We start from the raw sequence: 23,269 nt of genomic DNA on the forward strand, positions 1-23,269 counted from the left end.
GCCCGCCACAGCCAGTGCGGCCTGCCGCCGATCACAATCCGGGCTTCGTCGAGATGCCAGATGTCTTCGCGTTTCGCCGACTTTCGGCGCAGCCTGCGCGCATACGCCGCCCCGAATTTCAGGCTCCACCGGCGGATCGTCTCATACGAAACGACAATACCGCGTTCGAGCAGCATCTCCTCGATCAGCCGAAAGCTCAGCGGGAACCGGAAATACAGCCACACCGCGTGCCCGATGATCTCACGCGGAAAACGATGTCGTTTGTAGCTGCAAGGCAGAGCACTCATGCAGCTAAACTATCACGCCTCACTTAACGTGACAGCACCCTCGCACCACATCATGCCGGGGCGGCCCCGGATGGCCGTCGGAAATGCGCGCGGAAGAAACCTCATGCGTCGGTCTTCGGGAATCAGGGTCGCGACAATCGCGTTGGCCGGCGCGCCAGCATCAGACGTGAATGGCATTGCGAAAGATGAAGTCATATCAGTGATCTCCTTAAGCGTTCAGGTGCGATGCACCGTCTTCAGCGCATCTAGTAACTATGGGTATATTTCCGACGCGCGATGATGTTCTCGCTGTGCTCTAAAACAATCTTTCTTTCTGCGACGTCGAACGTCACGGACCCTCCTGCGCCTTCGTTGATTTCCCAGCCGTCGTGATCAAACGCGACAATCTGCATCGCCATTTCTTCAATGGCGTTTTGCAGGGATTGCGCTCTGGACTCCGGCGCCGCCTGATCCCATCCCGCGACCAGCACGGTCACAGCCCCGCTCAGGGATACGGCTTCAGGTTCGACCTTGCGGTCCCTGATCCCGCTGGAATCCAAGCCAGCGTCATAGGTGACGAAGACTTTCCTTGCGCCGCGCGCCTGAAGCGCCACAAAGATGACCTCGCGATTGCGGGCGAAGGCCTCTTGCTGCTGTTTCTTGTAATATGCGGCGACGGTCGCGTAATTGTCGTTGTCGAACGTGGACGTCATGGATCGCCTCCCCGGCGGCTCTGCGCCGGTCAGTTATTTGTGGATGACGGTCTGGACGGGATCGTCTATGATGCGCGCACGACGTTCCCCAAAATCTGACGCATGTGTCCAAAATGGCCACACTTGCGCGTGCGATCTTCCATCTGGTCTGATCGCCTTTGTGTTTTCGTCGTCAGGCGAACACGCGGCTGACGGGCGCGCCTGTCATGACGCGCATCCCGTGGGGGACCGGGCGCGCGAAGAGAGGCAGGGGTTTGTCGTGCCGGTGATCCCAGCTCAGGCCTTCGCACGGAGCTAGGAGACCGGCGCGGATTGCGTCCTGATCGCGCTGGTGGCAGACGCGTTCGTTGCCGCCGCCAGGACGATCGCATGGTGAGCCGGTCTCGGCGCCGCAGCCGCGACAAGGCACTTCATAAGCCGGATCTCCGTCGTCCCATTCGCAGCGGCAGCGGCGACATGACACGGCGGCGCTTGTGCAGGCCCAGCGCGAGGGCTGCATTGGGCGAGCGGATGAAAAGGTGAGTCTGGCGGCCATGAGCATTCTCCTTCTGAATGCTTCGGGCTCGGCCGGGCGGCGGACGGCGGGTCAAAAGCGGCGCGCAGCGCCGGGAGCGGAGCCGCCCGCAGGCCGCGCAGCGGGCGAGGACCGGCGAGCACCTGCCTTTTGACGCGGGGGCCGCTGTCTGGCCCCAAGACTGTTCGGGTGGCTCTAGATCAGTCGAAAGGGAAGCCGTTCTCTTCCAGCGCCTCGCGCGCCGCGTCACGTGGCGGAATTTCGTCATCATAGGCGTCGCGCCAGCAACGATCCGGCAGATCGAACACGCCGATTGACGCGCGGCGCGACATCCATGCGTCGACGGCGCGCATGTAGCCGTGAAATCCGAGATGACCGGCTGTGTAGCTGGCCATCGTCGGATCGCTGTCGTTCCGTCCAATCGGGTTTCGCCCGTTGAACTGGAAGGGGAGCGTCTCGCTCCCCCATGACGCCACCCCGCCCGTCATGGGACGGACACGACTTCGAAGTGGCGGCGCATGAACTGCTCCGGGCTTTCGTCGTCCGCCTCCCGTGGAACTTCGTCGGCCATGTCTCCGGAGTCCTCGTCCGCCTCATCAGGGACGGCGTCCGGCTTCACATCCGGGGATGCGTCGTCGCTGTCATCCCCGTCATCGGGCGGCGTGTCGTAATCCTCGTCCTCGTCGTCGTCGTCTTCGGTCTCGGCCTCCATGTCGCGCTCTGCGCGGCGGGCGGCGCTTTCCGCTGCGCGCTGGCCGTCCTCCTTCCAGTCGTCGAGGCCTGCACCGAACGCCGCCGCCGGATAGACCCAGCGTCCGTCGCCAGTTTTCTCGATCAGGGCGTTGCGCATGAGCTTGCCGGTCGCCTGCGCCTCCAGTCCCTCGGCTTCAACGGCGCGGGTCACGCCCTGCTTGCTGAAGGTCTTCAGGAACTCCTCGAACGCCATGTTCGGCATCTGCGCGTCCGCGTCGAACAGCAGCCCCATGATTTCGGCGGCGGGGCCGCTGCCGCAGTCATACTCGGTGCTGCAGCTCGCGACGGATTTGAGAACGTCGACGGCGCTGTGGCGGATCGCAAGCTCGTCCCGTACGAGATACCCCTCTGGGAAGAGTCCGTAAGCGGCGTCCTCGGCCCGGGTCGCGCCGATGGAGTAGCCGCCCCGGCCGACGCGCACGTTTCGCCCCGCGAACGCCAGCAGCAACGCCGCCACCAGATCCCACGGATCGGCGGTCTCGCGCGCGGCGTCGAGCGCCTTGTGAAGCGCCTGCGTGCGCATGTCGCCGATCATGCCCACGCCGGTTTTCGAAACATCGGGGCGCGCCGCCGGAGCCGGAGCGGCCGGGGCGTAGTCTGCGTCTGCCCGGGATGCCTGAGGCTCACGGGGCGCACGCGTATCGATCCTGATTCTCGTCTCGGTAATCGCGAGCGATCCTTCGTGCAGGGCGTAGCCGATCGTGTCGTCAGGCTGCGAAGTCTCGTAGCCCCACAGCCGCATGTAACCGGAAGGGATCGTGACGGAGCCGTGTTCGTTGCACGTCAGGATGACCCCGCCTTCGGGCAGGCAGTGGTTGAGCCAATGCTCCTGCGCTGTCCTGAATGCGAGCGCATCGTCGGTGTAGCGGTTGTCCTTGCCGCCCTCGCCAAACAGGTCTTCCTGCCATACGAGTCCGCAGAGTTTCGCGATCTCGTCGTCGAACCGCGCATTCGCCGGAAAATAGCGCTTGTGCGAAAGGTGATAAGCAAGATCGCGCCAGAAGCTGTCGTCCTCGGCCATCGTCTCCAGCGTCATCACGTAGTGCGCAGCATCCTCGTCGCCCTCGACGGACTCGTCGAACATCTCCCGCCACGCGTTTTCCTGCTCCCCGATGGACGCCGAGGCGATCGTCCGGAGAGAGGCCGCGTCAGGGCCTATGCCCTTCTCGATGGCGTTCAGGATGGGCGGATGGAGTTTGGCGAACAGGGCGAGGCGCTTCAGGTAAGCGGGCGTCACCATCAGCGTCTTGCAGATCTGCGCCTCGGAGTATTTGTATTCCTCACGCAGACGCACGACGTAGCGCCACATATCGGGCTCGGACATGGCCACGCGCACGATGTTCTCCGATCCCGACGCCAGATTGTCTAGCTTCGGGTCTGCGCTCGTGACCAGCACGTCAATTTCCTTCAGCTTCGCCGCGATTGCGCCGCGCGTGCGTCGATGCCCGTGAATGATCACGAGGCGGCCGTCCTCCATCTCGCGAACCATCGGCGGCTGAAGCAGTCCGACAGCCTTGATGTTCAGCGCAAGGCGCTTGTCCTCTTCCGGGTTCACCTCGAACCGGCGCGGGTTTTCCGGGTTGGGGTGCAGGATTGTGGGGTCGACGCGACGCAGTTCCATGGTCATCTCCTGTTGGGTTATGTCAGGCGAATTCTGGTCTTTTCTGAATTCTTCGCCTTTCTGAATCCGGCGGTCGGGACGGCCGGACCGGGTCAAGCGCGGCGCGGCGCGCCGGGAGCGGAGCCACGCGCAGGCCGCGCAGCGGGCGAGCATGGCGAGCACCAGCCGCTGGACGCGGGCCGGACGGTCTGACAGCCCGACGCCGCGTCACAGGCGCAATCTCAGCCGTGAAGAGGCGTATCCACGCTCGCTGCGATAGCAATGGGGCGGACCCAGATGGGCTCCGCGCTGAGCATGAAGCTCTCGCCGCTCCACGCCGCGAGCAGCGTGCGGCCCATCGTCTCGGCGATGGCCTGCGCGGCCGCTGGCGGAACCGCGTTGCCCACGCGCTCGCGCCAGGCGGCGTCGTTCAGCCCGTCGAGCTCCATCTGTTCCTCGGGGTCGAAGAGCGACTGCAAAGCCGCGAGTTCTGCGGTCGTAAAAGGGCGGTGCCATGTGCCGTCCATGGAGCGGATCACCGCGACCAGCTTGTCCGTCGCGTCCGGAAGCGCGTCGCGTGGATCGGCCACGGACCAGCGCCCGTTGTCATGGCCTGCCGCAGCACTGACGGCGCCCGTGGGCTCATCCCACGCGACGACGCCGTAATGTCCGGCCGTGAGATAATCGTCGCCCCTGCCCCGCGCGAGGCCGGGGCGCGGATCGGCGACGCTGATTGCCCCGTCGCTCGTCTGCTGCCGCCCGATGATCGTCGGCGCCGCGCCATCCCATGGAATCACGCGATAGATGTTCGCGAATTGCCGGTTGTTCTGCGGACGGGGATCGGCGACCGCGTGCGGCCCTCCCCCCACGAGCATCTTGCCGGTCACGACAGGCGCGGGATCTTCCCAGCGCCGCACGCCGTGCTGCACGGAGCGCTCATGCGCGTCGATGCGCGGGTCCGCGACGCTGAAAGCGCCGTTGGACGGCGTGGAGCGGCCAGCCACCACGCCGCTCGGCTCATGCCACGGGATCACGCCGAGCGGGCCGCCGCGCCATCCGGCGTCTTCGCTGAGCGCGAAATCTCTCAAAAACCCGTCCTGCACGACGAGGCGCTGCAGAGAGCGCCAGTCCCGGCCCGCTTCGACAAAGGCGAGCCGCACCCATGTCTGCCATTGCAGGCGCGGAATCCGGTGCATCGGCCCCGCGCGCTCGTCGCCGGGAAGCGGCATGCGGCCAAGCACGTCGCCGACGCCGTGAATCGCGCGCTTCGGCGGTTCCCACAGAAACGGCTTCACCTTCGCGGCGTGGCGGGCAACGAGGAGAAATCTCTTTCGCCGCTGCGACAGCCCGCCCAGCTCGCCGCAGTCATGCGTGGTTTCCGCCACGGCATAGCCGTAAGAACGCAACAACGCGACAATCTGGTCGAGCAGATGACGTCCGCGATTGGCGATGCGCGGCACGTTCTCGAACAGGATGAATTCGATGGGATCGTCCTTATAGGCTTCCAGCGTGAGCCAAATCCCGCGCAACGTCAGCCGGTTGAGCGCCTGATATTTTGGCGAGCGGCTCGTCGTCTCGGAGAGCAGGCCGGAAAACCCCTTGCACGGGGCAGACAGGAACAGGATATGCGGCCTGTGGTTCCGAAAGGCGGCGTGAATGTCGGTCGTTGTCGCTTCGCGCCAGTCGGCGTCGGGCTCGCGACCGTGGAAATCGCGATACTGCGCGCGGTCGAACAGGTCCAGCACGCTTCCCTTCACGCCCGTCAGGCGCTCGAAATCGCGGATTGCGCCGGGGTCGACGTCGATGCCGCCAAGGCATTCGAAATCTGCGCTCAGCGCGCCATGCCGGGCTTTTGCGGCGTTGAAACCCTTCGCGCCGCCGCCCAGCCCGCAGAACAGGTGAGCGTGGCGGATCGTGTGATGCAGGACCGTGTTCACCATTGCATATTTCTCCCTTTTCACCGTCCGGCGGTCAGGGCGAACGGGCCGGGTCAAGCGTGTCAATCGGCATTGAAAATTGACCCCCGATCGGCACGCAAAAATGACCCCTCTGCCATATGCGACAGGGCTTCTCCCTGGAGCCGTAGGCGCAAGGGAGAAGCCCTGTCAGGATTATTCGTTTAGGCGGGGTCAGGAGCGGTTCTTGAACCGCCAGCTTTCATTGCCGGTCTCGACGATGTCGCAATGATGGGTCAGACGGTCGAGCAGCGCCGTGGTCATCTTGGCGTCGGCAAACACGCTGGCCCACTCGCCAAAGGAGAGATTGGTTGTCACGATCACCGAAGTCTGTTCGTAAAGGCGGCTGATCAAATGGAACAGAAGCTGGCCGCCGGATTGGGCAAACGGGAGATAACCGAGTTCATCGAGGATCACGAAATCCAGACGTCCGATATGCTCCGCCATGCGACCCGTCTTACCGGCACGGCTATCGGCCTCAAGCCTGTTGACCAGATCGACAATATTGAAAAAGCGACCCCGCTTTCCCGTCCGGATGCATGACCGTCCAAGAGCCGTCGCCAGATGCGTCTTGCCAGTTCTTGTGCCGCCGACCAGAACAACATTACGCCGATGATCAAGAAATTCGCCGCGCCCAAGCCACGGATCAGCGTTTCATTGACCGGTGTTCCATCGAACCGGAAATCCTCGATGTCACGGGCAAGCGGCATGCGCGCGATTGTCATCTGGTAGCGCACCGAGCGGGTGTGCTTCTCGCTGATCTCGGCACAGACCAGATCAGCGATGACCTGCTGCGGCACATGCTGGCGCTTGACGGCATTGCTGACCAGTTCGTCATAAGCCGCTTTCATACCATAGAGTTTCAGTTCACTCATCGCGCCCAGAATCTGGCTGCGTTCCATCATGACGGTGTCCTCAGGCTATCGTAGCGGCCGCAGTCGGCCACGGGCACATGATGCAGGGTCAGGTGATCGGGGATCGCCAGCAGCGCAGGCGCCGCCGCCCCGCGTCGACGTGACAGGATGTTGAGGACGACGTCGGCCGAATACAGACCATCCTCCAGGGCCTCCCGACAGGCAGCCTCCACAGCCGCGAGGCCGTCCTCGCTGACAGCCATAAGCACGCGGACCATCTGCCGGTCGCCATCATCACTGCCAGACAGGCGGCGTCGTATCCTTTCGAGTGACAAGGGAAGCGCCCAGTCACGGAACGGCGCGCCATTACGCAAGTCGCCCGGTTTGCGGGCTAAAGCCGGCAGGTAGTGCCAGGCATCATAAATGGCCTTGTCCCGACCAAAATGCCGGGCATGGCTTGCAACCAGATGTCCGTCCTGACGAATGTCTACACGATCCGCGTAAGCGTGGATTTCCACCGGACGACCAACCGCGCGACTGGAAACCGAATAGGCATTCCCGTCAAAACGTACCAGGCAGGTTTTCGAGACAGAGGCAGTGCGCGCATGAAATCCGTCGAAGGCGCCAACGTAAGGCGCCAATGAGGCCCGTTCACTCAGGAACATCTCCCAGACCGTTCTGTCGCGCTGCTCCGGATGCCGACCTGTCCGTGCCAGATGAATACACCGGTCAAGAAGCCAGTCGTTCATCTCGGCGTAGCTGCGGAATTTCAGGCGAGGCGAGAACAGCCGCTTGCGCGCATACCCAATCTGGTTCTCGACCTGACCCTTCTCCCAGCCCGCAGCCGGCGTGCAGGCTTGGGGATCCACAAGGTAATGGGGGCAAAGTTGCAGAAAACGGCGATTATACGCTCGCGCCTTACCAATGAAGATCGTCTCCACAGCTGTCTTCATGTTGTCATAGATCCCGCGACGGCAGGCGCCCTTGAAAAAGGCAAACGCCCGGTCATGCGCATCGAACACCATCTCCTGCGTCTCACGCGGATACGCGCGCACAAACATCATCCGACTGTGACACAACCGCAGATGCGCAACCTTGACCGTGGTCGTGAAGCCATTGAGCACGACGACCTCATGGCTCCAGTCGAACTGATACGCCTCGCCAGGTGCAAAGGTCAGCGGCACATAGGCCGCCTGCTGCCGAACTTCATGCGCGCGCTGCCACGACCGACCATAACGTCGAACCGCGTCATAGCCACCCTCGTAGCCAAGATCACGCAATTCCTCAAACAGCCGGATCAGCGTCAGGCGCTCCCGGGGCAGACGTTTCTCGTTCTCCTCCAGAAGCTCGCACAGCATCTCCTGCCACGGACCAATCCGGGGCAAAGGCTGCTCCTTGCGACGATACCGAAACTCCGTCTCCTCAGAACGGATCACCTTGCGAACCGTCTCGCGTGAAATCCTCAGGTCCCGGCTGATCGCCTTGATCGCCATCCCCTGCACAAAATACGCACGCCGGATCTTTCCGACTGTCTCCACAACCAGCATCCCAAAACAGGCCTCCGTGCACCATCACGAAGACCACTGTGAACCCATGCATCAAAGGGGTCAGTTTTCCGTGCCGATTACCCCGCCAGCAGGGTCAATTTTCCATGCCGATCCACAGCCATCGGCGGCGGAGAGGGTGCGGCCGGTGTCCTCCAGGCCGCCGGAAAGCCGGTCGATCCAGAGTCGGCCGTCGGGATTCAGCATCACCTCGACGATTGACGGATCTTCGAGGAAGGCGGCGATGGCTGGGCCGAGCGCGGTGCGCAGCATGCGCGCGCCGCGTGAGAAGGCCTCTGAATGGAGCGGAGCAGCCGCCACGATCGTCCCCGTCATTGGCCAATCGCGTGTCGCGATTGGCCAATGACGGGGACGATTAGAAGAGGCAATAAATGGGACGCTTCAACAAGTATTCAGTCAGTGTAGGGTGCCAGCGTAGCGGAGGGAAAAAATACTTGCTGGGTGCGAAGGAGAAACCGTTCTGGGAGTGCCGATTGTGACAGGGCCTGGGTCGATATTCGCTGGACCGATTCTTAGGCAACTAGCTGCTGAGAATCGCCGTTCGTTCAGCTAGACCATGTAAATCCGGCATTCGGCGAGGCGTGTTGGCCACCTCCAAGTCCAGTTTACATTTTATGAAGCGGGGGCCTCGCGTGTTTGGCGTGCTGTTGATACGGAAGCGGGATGCAGAAACAGCGAGGTGTGAGCGACCTGGGGCATCAAAGCTCCAGCTATGAGCCCCAGGTCGAGGTAGTGTTCTGCTGCGGTGGCGTGACGAAAATTCAGAACGACAAAACTGGCAGTCAAGCCGATGGCCTATAGATGCCCACGCGGTGGCCGGGTTCCAACGCTCGCCTCTTGGGGCGGTTCCAACCGTTCATGGCAACACGCTGTTAGAGGAGTTGCTATGGCAAGAAGTCGGCGAACATCGGAGCCTTGCACAAGCTCCGGCGCGGCGTGCAGGGAAGAGCGGCGGCAGTTTTGGGAATTGATCGCGGCAAGTCGATCGAGTGAAGGCGCCATGATCGAGGTGGGGATATCACAGCCGGCATGAACGAGCTGGTTTCGCGAGGGCGGCAGCGATGTCCCCATCGAGAATATTATCGGGATCGCCGTGCGATCGCCCTCATCCTTCGGTTTGCCCCCGCGCTGCGGACGCGCCCGAAAGCCCAGATCACGCATCGGGCGTTCAATGCGGTGCTGGCCGCAAGCCAAGAATGTCTAAGATGGTACGTGAAGAAATGGTTCGATGGCTCGTTCTGGCGGAAAATGCTCTACAGACGTGCCTCCGCGCGGCGATGCACGAATCTCACACGAATTGGTCGAAAGCTCCTGGCGGCCCAAACATCGTCGTGAAACCCAAGCGCGCGACAACCATGAGCGCGTCACGTGAGGTGCCATCCCTGGCCTGTATGCCCATGCCCTGCATGAGCGAGACGAGATAGCACGCCCAGGCGTCGGCGCCCGGCGAGGCGGGAAGCTCGCCCACGTCCGTAGCCCGCTGCAGTCGCGACGCGATCCGGGTCTGCCAATCCCGCCTTAGTTGTTCGACATGTTCGGCGAGCGCAGCCTTGTCGGGCGCATGGAACAGCATGCTCACGGATATCATGCAGCCCCGAATGCCCGCCTCATCATCGGTCACCGACAAGACTGCCGATTTGAGCAGTTCGCCCACAGTCTCGCGAATCGGCCGATCGGTCTCCAACGTATAGGTAGCCTGCACCTTGACGCGGCGAAGATACAGTTCGAGCGCTTCCTTATAGAGATCTGCCTTGCTACCGAAAGCGGCATAAAGGCTGGCCGGCGCGACGCCGAGTGCCTCTGTGAGGTACGCAACAGAGACGCCTTCAAAGCCGTGACGCCAGAAAAGCATCATCGCCTTCTCAAGCGCCGCCTCGCGGTCGAATTCGCGAGGGCGTCCAGTTCTTCCGACTTTCTGTTCTATAGTGGCCACTCAATAAGTGTTGACACCGGTGCGCCCATCAGTCAACATATTTAGCAATCACTCAATATATTAACCTGGCGGCTGGTGAGCGCTGCCGAGCCGTCTAGCGATGGCTAATTCATGGGAGATCTCATGGCGCAATCGGAAAGATACGACGTTGTGATCGCGGGAGGAGGCAGCGCGGGGGTCGCCGCAGCCGTCGGCGCTGCGCGCGCAGGCGCGCGCACCGCTCTTGTGGAAGGAGCCGGATGCCTCGGCGGCGCCTCGACCATACGGAACGTGCTAACCTATTGTGGGTTCTACACATTAGGCCATGACCCTCGCCAGGCCGTCTGTGGTGTAGCGGACGCGCTTCTTACCAAGCTGCGAAAACTCGGGGCGGTGACACCACCGCTGCGCCACCGCGGGGTTTTCGTGGTGTTCGATCCCGAGGCGGTTAAACTTTCGCTCGATGAGCTCTGCGCCGAAGCCGGCGTGGACGTTTTGCTCCATGGCTTTGTGAGCGATGCAGACCGTGATGGGGACCGAATCCGCAACCTGACGTTTCAAGATCACGGTGGTGCGCATACTCTTGAGGCGGCTGCGTTCGTCGATGCGACTGGCGATTGCGACCTAGCTTTCGTCGCCGGCGCCTCGACGCGCTACGGTAATCACGGCGCGGTCAATCTCGGCACGCTTGGCATCCGGTTCGGCGGCCTCGATCCGAATGCGGTGATCTCTGCTGAAGCCTTCGAAACCGCCATCATCAAAGCGAAGTCGCGCGGTGTTAGTCCCTTGAGCAAGACGACGAGCGTACTTGTACGCCTGCCTTTCTCCGGCGATCTCTGCTGCTATCTTGCGTCCGAGGACTATGACCCACGTGACGCGCTCAGTATAAGCCGTGCCGAGGCGAGGGGGCGCAAACAGGCATGGGCCTATTTGGAGGTGCTTCGCGGCCTGCCCGGCTGTTCCAAGGCCTATATCGCGGCGACCGGGCCTGAGTTCGGGACACGCGAGTCGCGCCACATAAACGCCGTCGAGCAACTAACATGGCAGTCTGTCAGCGCAGGACAGACGCGCGAAGACGCAGTCGCGCTCGGCGCCTGGGGCGTCGAATGGCATGACCGGGAGACTAGCCAAAGCAGCTTCTTCGCGCCACCCGCTAGCAGCGCGTACGAAATTCCGCTCGGTTGCCTGATTAGCCGGGACACGCCTAATCTCTTCGCGGCAGGGCGCACCGCCGATGGCGACCAGCAAGCCGGAGCCAGCCTGCGGGTGATGGGAACAGCGTTCGCCACCGGCCAAGCCGCCGGGGTTGCGGCGGCGCGGTTCGCAGACTGCGGCGCTACGGATGCGGCGAATATACGGGCGGTTCTGCGCAATCAGGGCGCGCTGATCTCTGCCAGCGACCTCGCCGTTATGCCGATCGTCCCGATCCCGTCATAGGGCCAAATCGGCCCCTTTCTCAGGAGAATAATCATGACGGCCTACTTTGTGATCGACTTGAATATTCCCGACCCGCAGAAACTCGCGGAATATGAGGCAGCGGCGGGACCATTGCTCGAGAAGCATGGGGCCAAGGTCCTAACTCGGGCAACGGGTGACAATTACGACGTGATCGAGGGCGACTGGCGGCCGCGTCGGCTGGTGATCCTCGAATATCCGACCCTCGAGGCCATCCATCAATTCTACCATGATCCGGAGTTCCAGCCGGCTAAGAAAGTACGCCAGGCTGTGCCAGGCGCCGTCGCCAACGCTATCGCCGTCGAAGGCGCTCCCAGCACCCGGGAGGAAGCTGCATATTTCGTAATCGACATCACCGTGTTCGATCCGAATCTGATGATGCAATTCGAGGACGCCAACCATATGGTCCGGAAACACGGCGGGGCGTTTCTGGTTCGCAGCGATCGATATGACGTTATCGAAGGGAATTGGCGCCCGCAGCGGATACTTATCGAGCAATTTGCCAGCCGCCAAGCGATCCACGCCATGTACAACGATCTCGAGAACGAACCGCTTAAGGTCATGCGTCAAAGAGCATCCTCGGCTAAGGCGTTGGCGGTCGATGGTTTCCGAAAGTGACTTCGCTTCGCCCGGGTTCTCGTTTGACCATCAGGCGAAGCCCGCAATACGTTTGATGCGCTCCAGCTGGGTCACATTGCATTCTCGCACGGCAACGATTTCCTCAGAAAGCTTCACACCTGAAGACGAGCCAACAGGCATGAGCCCGTTGAGGCCCGAAAAAACAGGACTGTCTGGTCGGCTCGCTTTCGGCCAAGAGAGTTTGAATAGGGCTCTCGCACTCGCCTCCAAGCTCATGTCGCTAAGGATTGTCTCGCCTCCAGGCTGATCAGATTGAGACCGAGTCGTGCATTTGATTCCGGACGCGGAGGGTTGCATCCTGCTCATCGACGTTTCTGGCGTCCCCAGCAAGCAGATGAGGGGGAAGATAGGAGCGGCCCTTCAAAAACGCGACGAACGCGCGCAATGCCGCTGATTGGTGTCGGCGGTTCGGAAAATAGAGATAAAGCGCCTCTAGCGGGGAAGACCATGCTGGCAGGACCCGTGACAACTTTTCGGCGTCGAGCAGGTCGGACACGCTTGCAGCCGGTGCGCTGAGAATTCCCAGCCCCCTCACCGTCAACTCGATCTGGGAGGCGAGGTCGTGAACGATCGTTGCCGCCGGCGGCGCGATCTGTACGGTCTCGCCGGCCGATTGCAGTATCCACGGCTTGATCAAGCCTGTGATCTGACTGCGGCACATCACAGCGCGGTGGTTCAGCAGATCGCTGGGGACGTTCGGCATCAATCGAGCGTAAAGATAGACTGGTGAGGCGACGAGAACCGCTTCTGACCTGGGCGCGAGCGGGACCGCCATCATGTCCTTCTCAAGGCAATCACCATAGCGCAGTCCTGCATCGAAGCCCTGCTTGACGATGTCGATCATGCGCGCTTCGACTGATATCTCGAGATCCACGTCGGGATAAGTGTCCTGGAAAGCCGCCAGTGCTGCCGCTATGAGTAGATCGAACGGCGCGCGTGGCATGGTGAGGCGCAGAGTGTCAATCGGCATTGAAAATTGACCCCCGATCGGCACGCAAAAATGACCCCTCTGCCATATGCGACAGGGCTTCTCCCTGGAGCCGTAGGCGCAAGGGAGAAGCCCTGTCAGGATTATTCGTTTAGGCGGGGTCAGGAGCGGTTCTTGAACCGCCAGCTTTCATTGCCGGTCTCGACGATGTCGCAATGATGGGTCAGACGGTCGAGCAGCGCCGTGGTCATCTTGGCGTCGGCAAACACGCTGGCCCACTCGCCAAAGGAGAGATTGGTTGTCACGATCACCGAAGTCTGTTCGTAAAGGCGGCTGATCAAATGGAACAGAAGCTGGCCGCCGGATTGGGCAAACGGGAGATAACCGAGTTCATCGAGGATCACGAAATCCAGACGTCCGATATGCTCCGCCATGCGACCCGTCTTACCGGCACGGCTATTCTCGGCATCGCCTTCCACGATGATAACGCCCCGAGCAAAGAAGAGGTTCGCCTCAGTGGCATCCAGAAACCGCTCGAGAAACGCATAGTCGTCCGGCGCGAGCAAGGTGTGCTCAGGGCCCATCGGGAACGCTCTCCCGTTGCGAACCAGAACCAGATTTTCGAGTTTGAGCGACGAGGCAAGCGATGGGCTGTGGGTCGTCATCAACACCTGGAGGCCATGCTCGGCACCCCGATCTACGATTGCTTTCTGCTTCAGAAAGTCGATCAGCAGATGCTGACGCTGGGGATGAAGATGGGCTTCGGGCTCTTAGATCAGCAGTGCAGGATAGCCGTCAGTTTCTTGGCTTAGGAGAAGTAGCTCAGATGCCATGAACAGCAGATTGTTGGAACCAAGGCCGCGCCCTGGGGGTGGGTCCGCGACACCGTCGTCGCGCAAATCGAGTTCAAGCTTCTCCAAAAGTTGTCGTAGCCGTGCGGATCTGTCGCCGCGAGCGCCACTAACCGAGATCGCACCCTTCAACGTATCGCCTTCAAATGAGAGCCTGGCGAGATAGTCGTCGTTTAGGCGTGCTCGTGCGTTACCTATCCCGGCCTGACGCCCCAGTAATTCGTTGGCGAAGTCGCCTATGCCGAGGACGCTCAGTGTCGCCGGATCTTTCGGAAAAGCCGCAGGATCAAAGTCCTCTCCGATGCTCTCGATCTCTTCAGTCTGCTGAAGGATCTGGGCGAGCCGAGAGCCACGGCCAGCCGAAAGAGCCTGATCGGCATCGCGGAGCGGCCGCAGATAAGTCGCGCAGAGGAGAGCCCGTGCCGAGGCTTCCAGAGCCGGGCCACTGCCCGTAGCGCCCGAACGGCACTCTACGGTCATGAAACGTCTCGACGGACCGCGGGAGCCTGCCACCGCTTGCCAATGCAAGAACAGATGGGCCTTGCCATCAAGATAAGTGAGATGCTCGAGGAAAGCCCCACGATCGGCATCGCTGAGCGCATCGAACCTCAAGAGAATTCGGATTTCATTTCTGGCTACACCACCGTCCGGTGGCTGATGGAAATCTGCCTCACCCACCCTGAAGTAATCCTGGCCCCGCGTACCCAAAACAAGTCGGATGGCATCAACAATAGCGGTTTTGCCGGAATCATTCTCTCCGACCAATGCCGCGATGCCGGCCGGCAAAGTCAGCCGAAACGCGGCATCCCCTTCGCCGAAAGTCCTGAAGTTCTCGATCTGTATTTCAGCCAGCCGCATATGTCCTCCTTGGAAGGTTCGCTAAAACACATTCCACCAACTAGACATAGCGGTCTTGCGACTGCAATCCACCGATACTCTTGAGCATCCGAGATAGAAAAGGGGACTGGCCGCACTTGGGGACGAAAGATCGGTGGCTGAGTGACCGACAATGGGTCGGTAGCAGTCATGAACGTGAGCGCTGCAACTGGCGGCTTTCGATCTCCCGTTACCGATAGCCGACTATCCGGTCCCCGCCGCCTGGCTGACACGACCTCTCTGGAGAAGCTGGCAAGTACTTGTGCTGGCCTGGCCAGCCGGTTGGGTGGATACCGAACGAACAGATCATGGCCGCAGTCGCTTTCTCGCCCTTAAATTAAATACGAATGTGCGACATCCGAACGCTTACCTTTTTCTCTTCTTGTCGCTTTTGCTTTTCGGGCTTTCTTGTCGCCTCGGGCGGCCTTTACGTCGGGCCGGTCTGCTCGCCGAAAGCGCCCGCCGGCAACGACCCGTGGCGTTGGATCATCGGCTGCGTCCAACGCCACTCAAGCGCCGTCGCGACGAGGTCGGCCTGTACGGCTATTGGCCGGCGGAATGCAGAGATGCACATCGTCATGCGCATCGATATGCATTTTGGTGCAAACGCACGCCACAGGAGCAAAGCCATGTTCGCCTGCATGTCGGGGCTCTTCCACGTCGCTCCACGAACGTGACGCTGTCTGCTGAACTGCTCGAAGAGGCTAAATCGCTCGATCTCAACATCTCGCAGGCCTGCGAGCAGGGACTAAAATCGGCGATCGCCGCTATCCGCGCCCGGCAATGGCTTGAGGAAAATCGAGCCTCTCTCGAAGCATCACGACAGTACGTGGAAGAGAATGGACTTCCTCTCGCGGATTATCGGAATTTCTGATTGGCCCGCTTTGATGACTACCGCCTGTCCGGGCAGGGCGAAGCACGTTTCGTTCTCGACGTGCAGGCGGATCTTCTGGAAGCGTTGGGCACGCGTGTCGTCGTCCCGTTGCTGCCGAAGGAAAGCGCGCCAAAGTCAGCACAAGGTCTCAACCCTGTGTTCGTCGCAGACGGACGAAGCCGGGTCATGGTGACCCAGTTTATGGCTTCAGCTCCAGACCGAGAGCTGAAGGTGCACGTGAGTTCATTGGCAGTTCATCAGGATGCGATCACCCAGGCCATTGATCTGCAGCTTTAAGGTTTCTGACGGCGCCTAACTACGCGTTGATGAGCAGACAGACGGCTCTCGCCTCATATTGGACATTAAGTCCAACAATCTGGCGTCCGGATAGCGGACAGACCGCAACGAGTTCTCAGTTTACCGCCTCTTACATAGAATTGCCGATCTTCCATAATGGTCAGTTAGTGGTATTCGCAGGAGAATTATCTGACCACATATCTCGATGAATCTTCCATTTTCCATCCTGCTTGAGCAAAATGATCGTCTGTTTACCGCGCTCGATAACCTGACCTTTGGTATCAAGCATCTTGATTTGGGAGAGGCTGGCTGCGGTGTTTTCGCCGCCATAAATCTCGTAGTGATAGAATGTAGCACCGCCAACGAGATCAGGTCGCAAGGTCTTCTCAAAATAAGCGAGAATGGCAGCGCGGCCGGAAATTGGGTCTGCGTTGGGCGGCAGCAGTCTGGCGTCATCAGTGTAGAGGCGCGAAATTGCCTCAAGATCACCTTTGGCGAGATCGGCAGCAAACTGCTCGGTCACAGCCTTTACGGCAGCCGCATCCGGCGATTGCGTGCTGGTCGCCATGGCAGGAGCGCATTGCAGAACGAACGCCATCGAGGCACCCAGAAAAGAAGAAAGCGGTTTTGTAAATCTCATCGCAAATATCCCGGTGATAAAAGGTCGTTGAAGCGATCGGCACTGTGTTTCAAAGCTGCGAACAACCGCCATCGACCACCAGTTCTGTGCCTACAACGTATTGGGATTCATCGCTTGCTAGGTAGAGAACGGCGGCAGCGATTTCTTCGGCCCGGCCCATGCGCCCAAGAGGAACGCTCGCAGCGAACTGTGTTTTGAAGTCTTCCACTTCGGCTTCAGAAAGACCGATCTTGTTCAGAAGCGGCGTTTCGATCCCGCCAGGTGCTACCGCGTTGACACGGATTTTGCGGTTGAGCAGTTCATAGGACCAGCTTCGCGCAAAAGACCGGACTGCTGCTTTGGCTGCTGCAACCAGCGACAGCCCATGCTTGCCGGTTTGGTCGATGAACGAGGTCGTCAGAATGACGGATGATCCCTCACGCAGCACAGGGAGCGCCGCCTGCATCGTCAACACGGCGCCTTTGACGCTGACATCCATGACGTCGTCATACTGACGTTCATCAATTGACGGTAATGGGGTCGGAATGACGTAACCGGCATTCACAAACAGAATATCGAGCCCGCCGAATGCCTTCTGGACCTTGTCCGCAACGGATGTCATGGCGTCGACAGACCGCACATCGGCAGCCAGAACCAGCGCCTCTCCACCCAGTTCTGCATGCACATCAGCGAACCGTTTTTCATCGCGACCAGTGACAGCAACGCGGGCCCCTTCTGCGATAAACCGCTTTGCAGTCGCAAGGCCGATACCGCTCGTACCACCCGTGATGAGGGCAGTTTTTCCCGAAAGTCTCATATCAGATCCCCATAGTAGAAAAACGTGACAGGCGTCCCGGACTAGATCACCGTTCCCATTGATCCTAGCAAAACAGATAATGACCTAAAGGACGTATTTCCCTCTCTTTAAGTCATATCGTTTTAATGCCTTACATATGGCGGAAAACAAGGGAAATAGGTCCTTTAGGAAATTCTCACCGAGCACTACGTCTCAAGACCGTCTGCAACCAGCCCTGAGGGGTAGAAGACATGAGGAGACGGAGATGCCTGAAATTTTCGATGAAACCTTCCCGGAAGAATTGACCGAGACAGGGAGCGCGCGGCGGCGCATGATGCTCATGGGAGGCTCTGCGATTGCAGCAACGGCAGCAACGCGCCTTCTGCCAGAAAGCGCACGGGCAGCTGTGCTGGGGACAGCCGAACAGCCTATCGATTTTCTGTTTGCGATTTATCCCAACGGGACACTTCTCGATTTTGCCGGCCCCAATGAAATCCTGTCACGTATTCCTAACACAAAAGTTCGTTTTGCCAGTCCTGAAGGCGGTCTAGTTACTCTGGAAAAAGGCGTTGTCTTTGGACCGACGGAAAAACTTTCCGATATCGACAAAGTCGATGTCATTTGCGTGCCTGGCGCCCTGAATCTTTCGGCCATGATGAAGCCGGAGATTCTGGGGCATGTAAGGCGTCTGTCCGAGACGGCGAGATATGTGACCTCCGTCTGTACGGGCTCGATTATCCTCGCAGCTTCAGGTGTTCTGAAGGGGCGGCGGAGTGCTTGCCATTGGGCATTTTTGAACGTGCTCAAGGACTATGGGGCCATTCCCGACCCCGCGCGTATTGTGAAGGACGGACGCTTCATGAGCGGCGGAGGGGTGACGGCCGGTATTGATTTTGGCCTAGCGATCGCTGCTGAACTTCGTGGAGCGCAGGCCGCTCAGGAAGTGCAGCTTCTTGTGCAGTATGATCCGCAGCCACCTTTTCATGCTGGCAATCCTGCAGAGGCGCCTCCGGCAGTTCGTGACGTGGTTTATAAGAAACTGCCGGGCTCTCAGAACGGCCTGATGCGCCCGGTTCTTTAGTCTGTAGAGACCAGATACGCACCAGAAAATGGTGCGTATCTGTTTCAGGCCGAATGAGATGACAGAGTGTTGTCGGCGATCCATTCTCCGTGAAAGCCAAACGGCACCCGGACGGGCAGGCGTATCGTAGCGACAGGCTCCCCAGTAAAATCCTGAGCATCCAGAATAACGACATCACTCAGATTTCGGGCCGCATCATACACATAAGACATGATCCAGCCTTCATCTTCGGCAAGTGCCTCTGGCTTGCGCACAAAGATAGGCTCCAGCGTCATGCGGTCGGGTCCGTAATGATGGATTTCCGTACTTCCTCGTAGCATGTCGTGTTTCATGGCTGGCCCAAAGCGCACGTCCCCCCCCCAGTGGGCTGTGTAGCCGAAGCGATAGGACTTACCGCCGAACCGGGCATTGATCCGTGGAAACTCAGTTCCGTGATCGTCAAGAAGCGTCTCGCTCAAGCGCCGAGAGCGTCGGTCTAACGTCCAGCGGACGAGCGTGGGGGAGCCTTCGTTTGGGCCATTGCGATCGCGTTCAAACATCCGGAGATGACGCACGAGATCGATGATGGTCAGGTCGCCATCGTCATAGGCATTCACGAAATGGAAAACAAAGCAGCGTGGGGCTTCAAACCACTGAATGTTCGTGACGTCCCCGTTACGGGGAAGCAGTCCAATCCGCGCATCCCGTCGCTCATCCCAGAGCCAGGGGAATTTCGCCTTCGCATGTTCGGGCTGAAACGTGACAGGCAGATCGGGGATGACGATGAACGACGCGGTAAATGCCAAATCATGGATCAGTGGAATATGGGGCAGATCGATCCGCGCTTTCGTTGCGGCATATCCGTTCTGATCGAGCGAAATATAGCGAACCGAGTGTCCGGGTTCATAGGTGAGTGCGTGCTGTTCGCCGGTTATGGGATCGAACTTCGGATGGCCGGTGAAGCCGGCTTCAAGAGTCCCGTTGAAATCCGCACGCGCGAGACTTTCCAACTCGTAGTTCAACTCGACTGGAAGGCTGCCCGCCTCGACAACAGCATAGAGTTTTCCTCCAACACTGGTAAAATTCGTGTTCACGCTGCCATCGCGACGACCCACGCCAGGCCCTCCGAGCGGAGGCAATTTCAGAGCGGCCACCACGGACGCATCCCTGACATAACGGCTGCGATACCACTCTGCCCTTCCCTCCCGCAGACATAAGCCATGCGCCATGCCTGATCCTGAAAACCAGTGATATTGCGCAGGGTCTGGAACACTGGCAGGGTTGGGACCGATACGCAGCAGGCGGCCGTTCAGGGCTTCAGGAATATGGCCGATTACTTCCAGATCGAAAGTGGTCGTTTCAGCCTCGATCGGTTTGAAATTATTGGCGAGATAGGGCGCACCAGAAGGCGTGGGAGCTTGGAATTTCGGAATCAGAGTCATGACAACGCCCCATGTGATAGATCATCACATCGTCATTCATTGATCCGATGTCAACTTAAATGTTATATGTCATCACATGAAGCAAATCGTAGACGCAAAAACCTCCGGTTCTCGCAAAACCTATCATCATGGTGATCTGCGGAAGGTATTGCTTGATGCCGCCCTGATGGAAATCGCCACTCATGGGGCGCAGGGTCTTTCCATGGCATCGCTGACGCGCAGGGCTGGCGTGGCGCAGTCAGCGCCCTATCGCCATTTCAGCGATCGTGAAGACCTCCTTGCCGCTGTCGCGACGGAGGGATTTGTGCGCTTCACCGAAGTGCTTCTCGAAGCCGCGTCGAATGGAGATGACGTGACTGCGCTAAAAAGGATGGCAATTGCCTACCTTGCTTTTGGGGAAAAAAATGTGGAGCTTTACCGTCTGATGTTCGCATCGGGACTGGTTTCAGGAGCTGGATCCGATAGCGCCCTCAAACGTGCTGCGACCTCAAGTTTTCAGCCGCTTCTGGAGCGCGTCACAGCTTCAGATCCAGAGTCCTCGCTTATATCGGCCCATGTCAGGTGGGGGCAACTTCATGGGCTGGTCATGCTGAAGGCCGACGGGTTTATTCATGATCCGACGGAGGCACTGATGGGCGTCCTCTCTTTTTGAGATCATGCCCTCGGCATCATTCACAAAGTGCTGTCCTGACGACCCGCCCGTCGGATTGCCTGCGGCGGGTGGCCGTGGAGTTTGACGAACGCGCGGCGCATGCGCTCCGGATCGGAAAAACCCACGGATTTTGCAATCTGCTCAATGGGCTCCGACCCGCTTTGCAGGCGGGCACAGGCAGCTTCTACGCGCAGACGTTCGACCGCTCTGGCCGGTGTCTCGCCCGTCTGACTACGAAAAGCGCGCCCGAACTGGCGGACGCTTAACCGAGCCGCTTCGGCCAGACGTTCGATCGGAAGCGGCTCGACCAGGTGGTCGCGTGCGAATGCCAGCGCCATGCGGATACGGTCAGATTCCGGTTCCATCTGGGACATGGCCGAGAACTGTGACTGGCCGCCAGAGCGCCGATAGGGGACGACAAGTTCACGTGCCACGTCACGTGCGATTGCGATGCCGTGGTCGGTTTCGATGAGGGCCAGTGCCAGATCGATCCCTGCGGAAATCCCTGCGGAAGTCCATACATTGTGGTCCGAGATGAAGATACGGTCCGCATCGACCCTTATTTGGGGATAGCGCTGTTGCAATTCTGGCGCGAGACGCCAGTGGGTTGTTGCTCGACGGCCGTCGAGCAGTCCAGTTTCTGCAAGGAGGAATGCGCCGGTGCAGACACTTGCGACGCGGACGGTTCGTGTCGCAAGGTCCTTTGCAGCAGCGATGGTGCCGGGGTCTTGGAATGCCCCGATCTCTCCACCAATGAACAGAATAGTGTCGAAAGCCGTGTAGAGGCCGAGTTGCGTGTCGATGGGCACTCCCGAACTGCCAACGACGGTGCCTCCAGATTCAGAGATGACCGTCAGCCGGTAGGCCCCACTTTTAATGAGGATATTCGCCTCTTCGAATGCTCCCAGTGGTCCTGCGAGATCGAGAATGCGGTGATTCGGGCAGATAAAAAAGCCAACGTGATGCATGGTCCTTATTTAAGGGAAAACTAGAATTCGGGCCATATATTTTTCTTGAACGACCGAAGCGTAGAGCCTTTCAAATCAGGAAGCGCCTTGAGACACATATCCGTGTAAGCCCTCAGAACGCGATATCTGTCCAACGTAGCCGAGTTCTCGACGCGCCGCGCTGTCGTCGATAAGGAACTCCCGACCGATCATCCGCATCATTGAACGCGAGATTGGAGGATCGCCCTCCTGCCGCGTGAGGCTCCAGGCGGCATCCATGACGCGACCTATCATAGTGGCGACCCAATAGGGTATGGAGTGCAGCTTATCGACCGATAGGCCTTGGACAGTCGCCAGCGACGCGATGAATGCACGGAACGTCGTCTGTTCCTGGTCGGCGATAAAAAAGGCCCGACCGCCCTCTCCAGGCTTGAGAGCTAGTCCGATGGCTTCAATCACATTGTCTACGTGGCAGGTAGAAAAGGCATATTCGCCGCGATCGATGAAGGCGAATTGCCTGGATTTTATCGCTCGAGGTAATGCGTTGCTGAATGGATCTCCGGGGCCCCAGATAGCTGGAGGGCGAAGCGCGATCGTGCGGAGAGCTGGCTTGTCGGCCGCCAACACGAGCGCTTCGGCCTGGGCTTTGCTCGCGAGATAAGCGGAGAAGTGGTTTGGGAATGTCGGGGCACTTTCATCGACCTCATTTGTGGGATGCCCTGCTTCATCCATAACAATCCCGGCGGCGCTCATGAAGATGAAGCGCTTCGCCCCCGCTTTCTCAGACGCCGCGAGTAACGTGACAGTGCCGTCTACATTGGTCCGAAAATAAGGCTCACGAGGACCGGAAAACCGAAACATGGCGGCCGCATGGACGACCGCATCGATCGCTGGCAACGCGAGAGGCTTCGCGCTATCCAGGTCGGCGTCCACCGGCAAAGCGCCCAATGCACGCAGCGCAAGATGCGATCCTGGTGAGCGCGTCAGGGCGAATACCTCATGCCCGGCCTGCACGAGCTTTGGGAGCAGGCGACTGCCCAGGAATCCCGTGCCGCCTGTAACGAGAATCTTCATGGCGGTTCACCCTTCATCTAGGCACCGGGAGTGGGAATTATGGCAACGTCACAAATATTTCCATCGGACCTGGTGCTCGTTGCGTTGCGAACACTGCAAAATATTACGCAGCATTTCTTGGCGCATGTGCAATAACGATGCTCAGGATATCAGCTGATTTTCATCGCGCGATTAACCGTCACGATTGTCTGCCTGACCTAGCACTACTTTGGCAGAAAATATTGGGAAGGGGATTCCCTTGGGCGGCGATCACTGATTCATAGGAGACCGGCTATGATGAGGGCTGGCGATGGACAGGGATTGGCGAGCGGATCTGGACGCATGGCTTGAGCCGTTTCTGGCGGGGCTTGGCCATAAGGCACAGCGCAGCATGTGCCCGGCCTACATTGCTGGACTGATCGGTCCGGGCGATCGCAAGAGCATCCAGCCGATCGCGGCCCGGACGGGCGAGGTTCCGTATGATCGGCTGCATCACTTCGTCAATACTGGCGGGTGGGACAGCGCGCCGCTCGAGGCGGCCCTGTGGCGCCACGCCGATCGCCTGGTGGGTGGCCCACGATCGTGGCTGATCGTCGACGACACCGCCTTGCCCAAGAAGGGCACGCATTCGGTCGGCGTTGCTCCGCA

23 protein-coding genes and 4 pseudogenes are annotated in these 23,269 nt (G+C 59.7%); 7 read left to right on the forward strand and 20 right to left on the reverse strand.

From position 1 onward, the window contains the following. The 11 genes and pseudogenes from G442_RS0117655 to G442_RS23210 form a co-directional block, all read right to left on the reverse strand. A pseudogene (locus tag G442_RS0117655) lies at positions 1–287 on the reverse strand (IS6 family transposase); the annotation flags it as partial. A 12-nt stretch (positions 288–299) separates the two neighbouring features. Continuing rightward, on the reverse strand, positions 300–482 hold the full coding sequence (locus G442_RS0117660; RefSeq protein WP_026399045.1) for a hypothetical protein: 183 nt from the start codon (positions 480–482) through the stop codon (positions 300–302). Positions 483–532: 50 nt separating this feature from the next. Beyond that, the gene (locus G442_RS23190) at positions 533–979 is read right to left on the reverse strand and encodes a DUF6878 family protein (RefSeq protein WP_035376881.1); all 447 of its coding nucleotides are present in this window, start codon (positions 977–979) and stop codon (positions 533–535) included. Between the two features lie 172 nt (positions 980–1,151). Beyond that, positions 1,152–1,514 (reverse strand): hypothetical protein, encoded by a 363-nt coding sequence (locus tag G442_RS25805; RefSeq protein ID WP_084440694.1) that lies wholly within the window; start codon positions 1,512–1,514, stop codon positions 1,152–1,154. A gap of 179 nt (positions 1,515–1,693) precedes the next feature. Continuing rightward, entirely contained in the window at positions 1,694–1,981 is a 288-nt protein-coding gene (locus G442_RS23195; RefSeq protein ID WP_035376882.1) for a hypothetical protein, read from the reverse strand. Then, positions 1,978–3,867 carry a ParB/RepB/Spo0J family partition protein gene (locus G442_RS0117685; protein WP_035376883.1) on the reverse strand — a complete coding sequence of 630 codons (1,890 nt, stop codon included), beginning with the start codon at positions 3,865–3,867 and terminating at the stop codon, positions 1,978–1,980. Before G442_RS0117685 ends, G442_RS23195 begins: the two co-directional genes overlap by 4 nt. Before the next feature lie 221 nt (positions 3,868–4,088). Then, on the reverse strand, positions 4,089–5,786 hold the full coding sequence (locus G442_RS0117695) for a DNA cytosine methyltransferase (protein ID WP_026399050.1): 1,698 nt from the start codon (positions 5,784–5,786) through the stop codon (positions 4,089–4,091). A gap of 189 nt (positions 5,787–5,975) precedes the next feature. Further along, a pseudogene (gene istB / locus G442_RS23205) lies at positions 5,976–6,706 on the reverse strand (IS21-like element helper ATPase IstB). Continuing rightward, entirely contained in the window at positions 6,703–8,202 is a 1,500-nt protein-coding gene (istA, locus tag G442_RS0117705; RefSeq protein WP_026399051.1) for an IS21 family transposase, read from the reverse strand. Before istA ends, istB begins: the two are co-directional and overlap by 4 nt. A 120-nt stretch (positions 8,203–8,322) precedes the next feature. Next, positions 8,323–8,520, reverse strand: a pseudogene (locus G442_RS0117710) (P-type conjugative transfer ATPase TrbB); the annotation flags it as partial. A 988-nt stretch (positions 8,521–9,508) separates the two neighbouring features. Next, positions 9,509–10,153, reverse strand: coding sequence for a TetR/AcrR family transcriptional regulator (locus tag G442_RS23210; RefSeq protein WP_051292501.1), 645 nt, complete (start codon positions 10,151–10,153; stop codon positions 9,509–9,511). A 111-nt stretch (positions 10,154–10,264) separates the two neighbouring features. Here G442_RS23210 and G442_RS23215 point away from each other — a divergent pair, with 111 nt between their 5' ends. Both G442_RS23215 and G442_RS24130 read left to right on the forward strand, forming a co-directional pair. Beyond that, positions 10,265–11,569, forward strand: coding sequence for an FAD-dependent oxidoreductase (locus tag G442_RS23215; RefSeq protein WP_211229171.1), 1,305 nt, complete (start codon positions 10,265–10,267; stop codon positions 11,567–11,569). 33 nt (positions 11,570–11,602) lie between these two features. Then, positions 11,603–12,205 carry a DUF1330 domain-containing protein gene (locus G442_RS24130; RefSeq protein ID WP_051292503.1) on the forward strand — a complete coding sequence of 201 codons (603 nt, stop codon included), beginning with the start codon at positions 11,603–11,605 and terminating at the stop codon, positions 12,203–12,205. A gap of 268 nt (positions 12,206–12,473) precedes the next feature. Here the strand turns inward: G442_RS24130 and G442_RS23225 are convergent, their stop codons facing one another. The 4 genes and pseudogenes from G442_RS23225 to G442_RS23235 all read right to left on the reverse strand — a co-directional run bounded on the left by G442_RS23225 (position 12,474) and on the right by G442_RS23235 (position 14,863). Next, entirely contained in the window at positions 12,474–13,196 is a 723-nt protein-coding gene (locus G442_RS23225; protein WP_154660415.1) for a LysR substrate-binding domain-containing protein, read from the reverse strand. 119 nt (positions 13,197–13,315) lie between these two features. Continuing rightward, positions 13,316–13,819: an ATP-binding protein gene (locus G442_RS26325; RefSeq protein ID WP_307188556.1), complete on the reverse strand. Its 504-nt coding sequence runs from the start codon at positions 13,817–13,819 to the stop codon at positions 13,316–13,318. Then, positions 13,805–13,912: pseudogene (locus tag G442_RS26485) on the reverse strand (AAA family ATPase); the annotation flags it as partial. The gene G442_RS26325 and the pseudogene G442_RS26485, both read right to left, overlap by 15 nt. Positions 13,913–13,924: 12 nt before the next feature. Beyond that, the gene (locus tag G442_RS23235; protein ID WP_051292505.1) at positions 13,925–14,863 is read right to left on the reverse strand and encodes an AAA family ATPase; all 939 of its coding nucleotides are present in this window, start codon (positions 14,861–14,863) and stop codon (positions 13,925–13,927) included. Positions 14,864–15,518: 655 nt separating this feature from the next. Between G442_RS23235 and G442_RS0117745 the strand changes: the two genes are divergently transcribed. Both G442_RS0117745 and G442_RS0117750 read left to right on the forward strand, forming a co-directional pair. After that, positions 15,519–15,755, forward strand: a complete 237-nt coding sequence (locus tag G442_RS0117745; protein WP_035376890.1) for a type II toxin-antitoxin system CcdA family antitoxin — start codon at positions 15,519–15,521, stop codon at positions 15,753–15,755. Continuing rightward, positions 15,756–16,052, forward strand: a complete 297-nt coding sequence (locus tag G442_RS0117750; RefSeq protein WP_026399054.1) for a CcdB family protein — start codon at positions 15,756–15,758, stop codon at positions 16,050–16,052. Positions 16,053–16,212: 160 nt separating this feature from the next. Here G442_RS0117750 and G442_RS0117755 read toward each other — a convergent pair whose 3' ends face one another. Together G442_RS0117755 and G442_RS0117760 are read right to left on the reverse strand one after the other, a co-directional pair. Then, positions 16,213–16,764, reverse strand: a complete 552-nt coding sequence (locus G442_RS0117755) for a YybH family protein (protein ID WP_084440696.1) — start codon at positions 16,762–16,764, stop codon at positions 16,213–16,215. Then, positions 16,742–17,488, reverse strand: a complete 747-nt coding sequence (locus G442_RS0117760; protein WP_026399056.1) for an SDR family oxidoreductase — start codon at positions 17,486–17,488, stop codon at positions 16,742–16,744. The genes G442_RS0117755 and G442_RS0117760 overlap by 23 nt, the downstream gene beginning before the upstream one ends. A 136-nt stretch (positions 17,489–17,624) precedes the next feature. On the opposite strand from G442_RS0117760, the gene G442_RS0117765 reads away from it, so the two are divergent. Then, entirely contained in the window at positions 17,625–18,548 is a 924-nt protein-coding gene (locus tag G442_RS0117765; RefSeq protein ID WP_246789529.1) for a DJ-1/PfpI family protein, read from the forward strand. 44 nt (positions 18,549–18,592) lie between these two features. On the opposite strand, the gene G442_RS0117770 is transcribed toward G442_RS0117765, so the two are convergent. Next, the gene (locus G442_RS0117770; protein ID WP_026399058.1) at positions 18,593–19,969 is read right to left on the reverse strand and encodes a carotenoid oxygenase family protein; all 1,377 of its coding nucleotides are present in this window, start codon (positions 19,967–19,969) and stop codon (positions 18,593–18,595) included. A gap of 76 nt (positions 19,970–20,045) precedes the next feature. Between G442_RS0117770 and G442_RS0117775 the strand changes: the two genes are divergently transcribed. After that, on the forward strand, positions 20,046–20,621 hold the full coding sequence (locus G442_RS0117775) for a TetR/AcrR family transcriptional regulator (RefSeq protein ID WP_026399059.1): 576 nt from the start codon (positions 20,046–20,048) through the stop codon (positions 20,619–20,621). Between the two features lie 20 nt (positions 20,622–20,641). On the opposite strand, the gene G442_RS0117780 is transcribed toward G442_RS0117775, so the two are convergent. Continuing rightward, positions 20,642–21,589 carry a GlxA family transcriptional regulator gene (locus G442_RS0117780; RefSeq protein WP_026399060.1) on the reverse strand — a complete coding sequence of 316 codons (948 nt, stop codon included), beginning with the start codon at positions 21,587–21,589 and terminating at the stop codon, positions 20,642–20,644. Between the two features lie 75 nt (positions 21,590–21,664). Next, positions 21,665–22,642, reverse strand: a complete 978-nt coding sequence (locus G442_RS0117785; protein ID WP_026399061.1) for an NAD-dependent epimerase/dehydratase family protein — start codon at positions 22,640–22,642, stop codon at positions 21,665–21,667. 289 nt (positions 22,643–22,931) lie between these two features. On the opposite strand from G442_RS0117785, the gene G442_RS0117790 reads away from it, so the two are divergent. Continuing rightward, on the forward strand, positions 22,932–23,269 hold a 338-nt coding region (locus G442_RS0117790; protein WP_026399062.1), incomplete at its 3' end, for a transposase.

Origin of the sequence: Acetobacter nitrogenifigens DSM 23921 = NBRC 105050 (assembly GCF_000429165.1) — a bacterium.
GTDB lineage: Bacteria > Pseudomonadota > Alphaproteobacteria > Acetobacterales > Acetobacteraceae > Acetobacter > Acetobacter nitrogenifigens.

What these genes read in the sequence shown, in the direction of transcription:
- G442_RS0117660 (WP_026399045.1), bottom strand. Translation starts at nt 482, where the DNA reads ATGACTTCATCTTTCGCAATGCCATTCACGTCTGATGCTGGCGCGCCG.
- G442_RS23190 (WP_035376881.1), bottom strand. Translation starts at nt 979, where the DNA reads ATGACGTCCACGTTCGACAACGACAATTACGCGACCGTCGCCGCATAT.
- G442_RS25805 (WP_084440694.1), bottom strand. Translation starts at nt 1,514, where the DNA reads ATGGCCGCCAGACTCACCTTTTCATCCGCTCGCCCAATGCAGCCCTCG.
- G442_RS23195 (WP_035376882.1), bottom strand. Translation starts at nt 1,981, where the DNA reads ATGACGGGCGGGGTGGCGTCATGGGGGAGCGAGACGCTCCCCTTCCAG.
- G442_RS0117685 (WP_035376883.1), bottom strand. Translation starts at nt 3,867, where the DNA reads ATGGAACTGCGTCGCGTCGACCCCACAATCCTGCACCCCAACCCGGAA.
- G442_RS0117695 (WP_026399050.1), bottom strand. Translation starts at nt 5,786, where the DNA reads ATGGTGAACACGGTCCTGCATCACACGATCCGCCACGCTCACCTGTTC.
- istA (WP_026399051.1), bottom strand. Translation starts at nt 8,202, where the DNA reads ATGCTGGTTGTGGAGACAGTCGGAAAGATCCGGCGTGCGTATTTTGTG.
- G442_RS23215 (WP_211229171.1), top strand. Translation starts at nt 10,265, where the DNA reads ATGGGAGATCTCATGGCGCAATCGGAAAGATACGACGTTGTGATCGCG.
- G442_RS24130 (WP_051292503.1), top strand. Translation starts at nt 11,603, where the DNA reads ATGACGGCCTACTTTGTGATCGACTTGAATATTCCCGACCCGCAGAAA.
- G442_RS23225 (WP_154660415.1), bottom strand. Translation starts at nt 13,196, where the DNA reads ATGCCGATTGACACTCTGCGCCTCACCATGCCACGCGCGCCGTTCGAT.
- G442_RS26325 (WP_307188556.1), bottom strand. Translation starts at nt 13,819, where the DNA reads ATGACGACCCACAGCCCATCGCTTGCCTCGTCGCTCAAACTCGAAAAT.
- G442_RS23235 (WP_051292505.1), bottom strand. Translation starts at nt 14,863, where the DNA reads ATGCGGCTGGCTGAAATACAGATCGAGAACTTCAGGACTTTCGGCGAA.
- G442_RS0117755 (WP_084440696.1), bottom strand. Translation starts at nt 16,764, where the DNA reads ATGGCGGTTGTTCGCAGCTTTGAAACACAGTGCCGATCGCTTCAACGA.
- G442_RS0117760 (WP_026399056.1), bottom strand. Translation starts at nt 17,488, where the DNA reads ATGAGACTTTCGGGAAAAACTGCCCTCATCACGGGTGGTACGAGCGGT.
- G442_RS0117765 (WP_246789529.1), top strand. Translation starts at nt 17,625, where the DNA reads ATGGCGGAAAACAAGGGAAATAGGTCCTTTAGGAAATTCTCACCGAGC.
- G442_RS0117770 (WP_026399058.1), bottom strand. Translation starts at nt 19,969, where the DNA reads ATGACTCTGATTCCGAAATTCCAAGCTCCCACGCCTTCTGGTGCGCCC.
- G442_RS0117775 (WP_026399059.1), top strand. Translation starts at nt 20,046, where the DNA reads ATGAAGCAAATCGTAGACGCAAAAACCTCCGGTTCTCGCAAAACCTAT.
- G442_RS0117780 (WP_026399060.1), bottom strand. Translation starts at nt 21,589, where the DNA reads ATGCATCACGTTGGCTTTTTTATCTGCCCGAATCACCGCATTCTCGAT.
- G442_RS0117785 (WP_026399061.1), bottom strand. Translation starts at nt 22,642, where the DNA reads ATGAAGATTCTCGTTACAGGCGGCACGGGATTCCTGGGCAGTCGCCTG.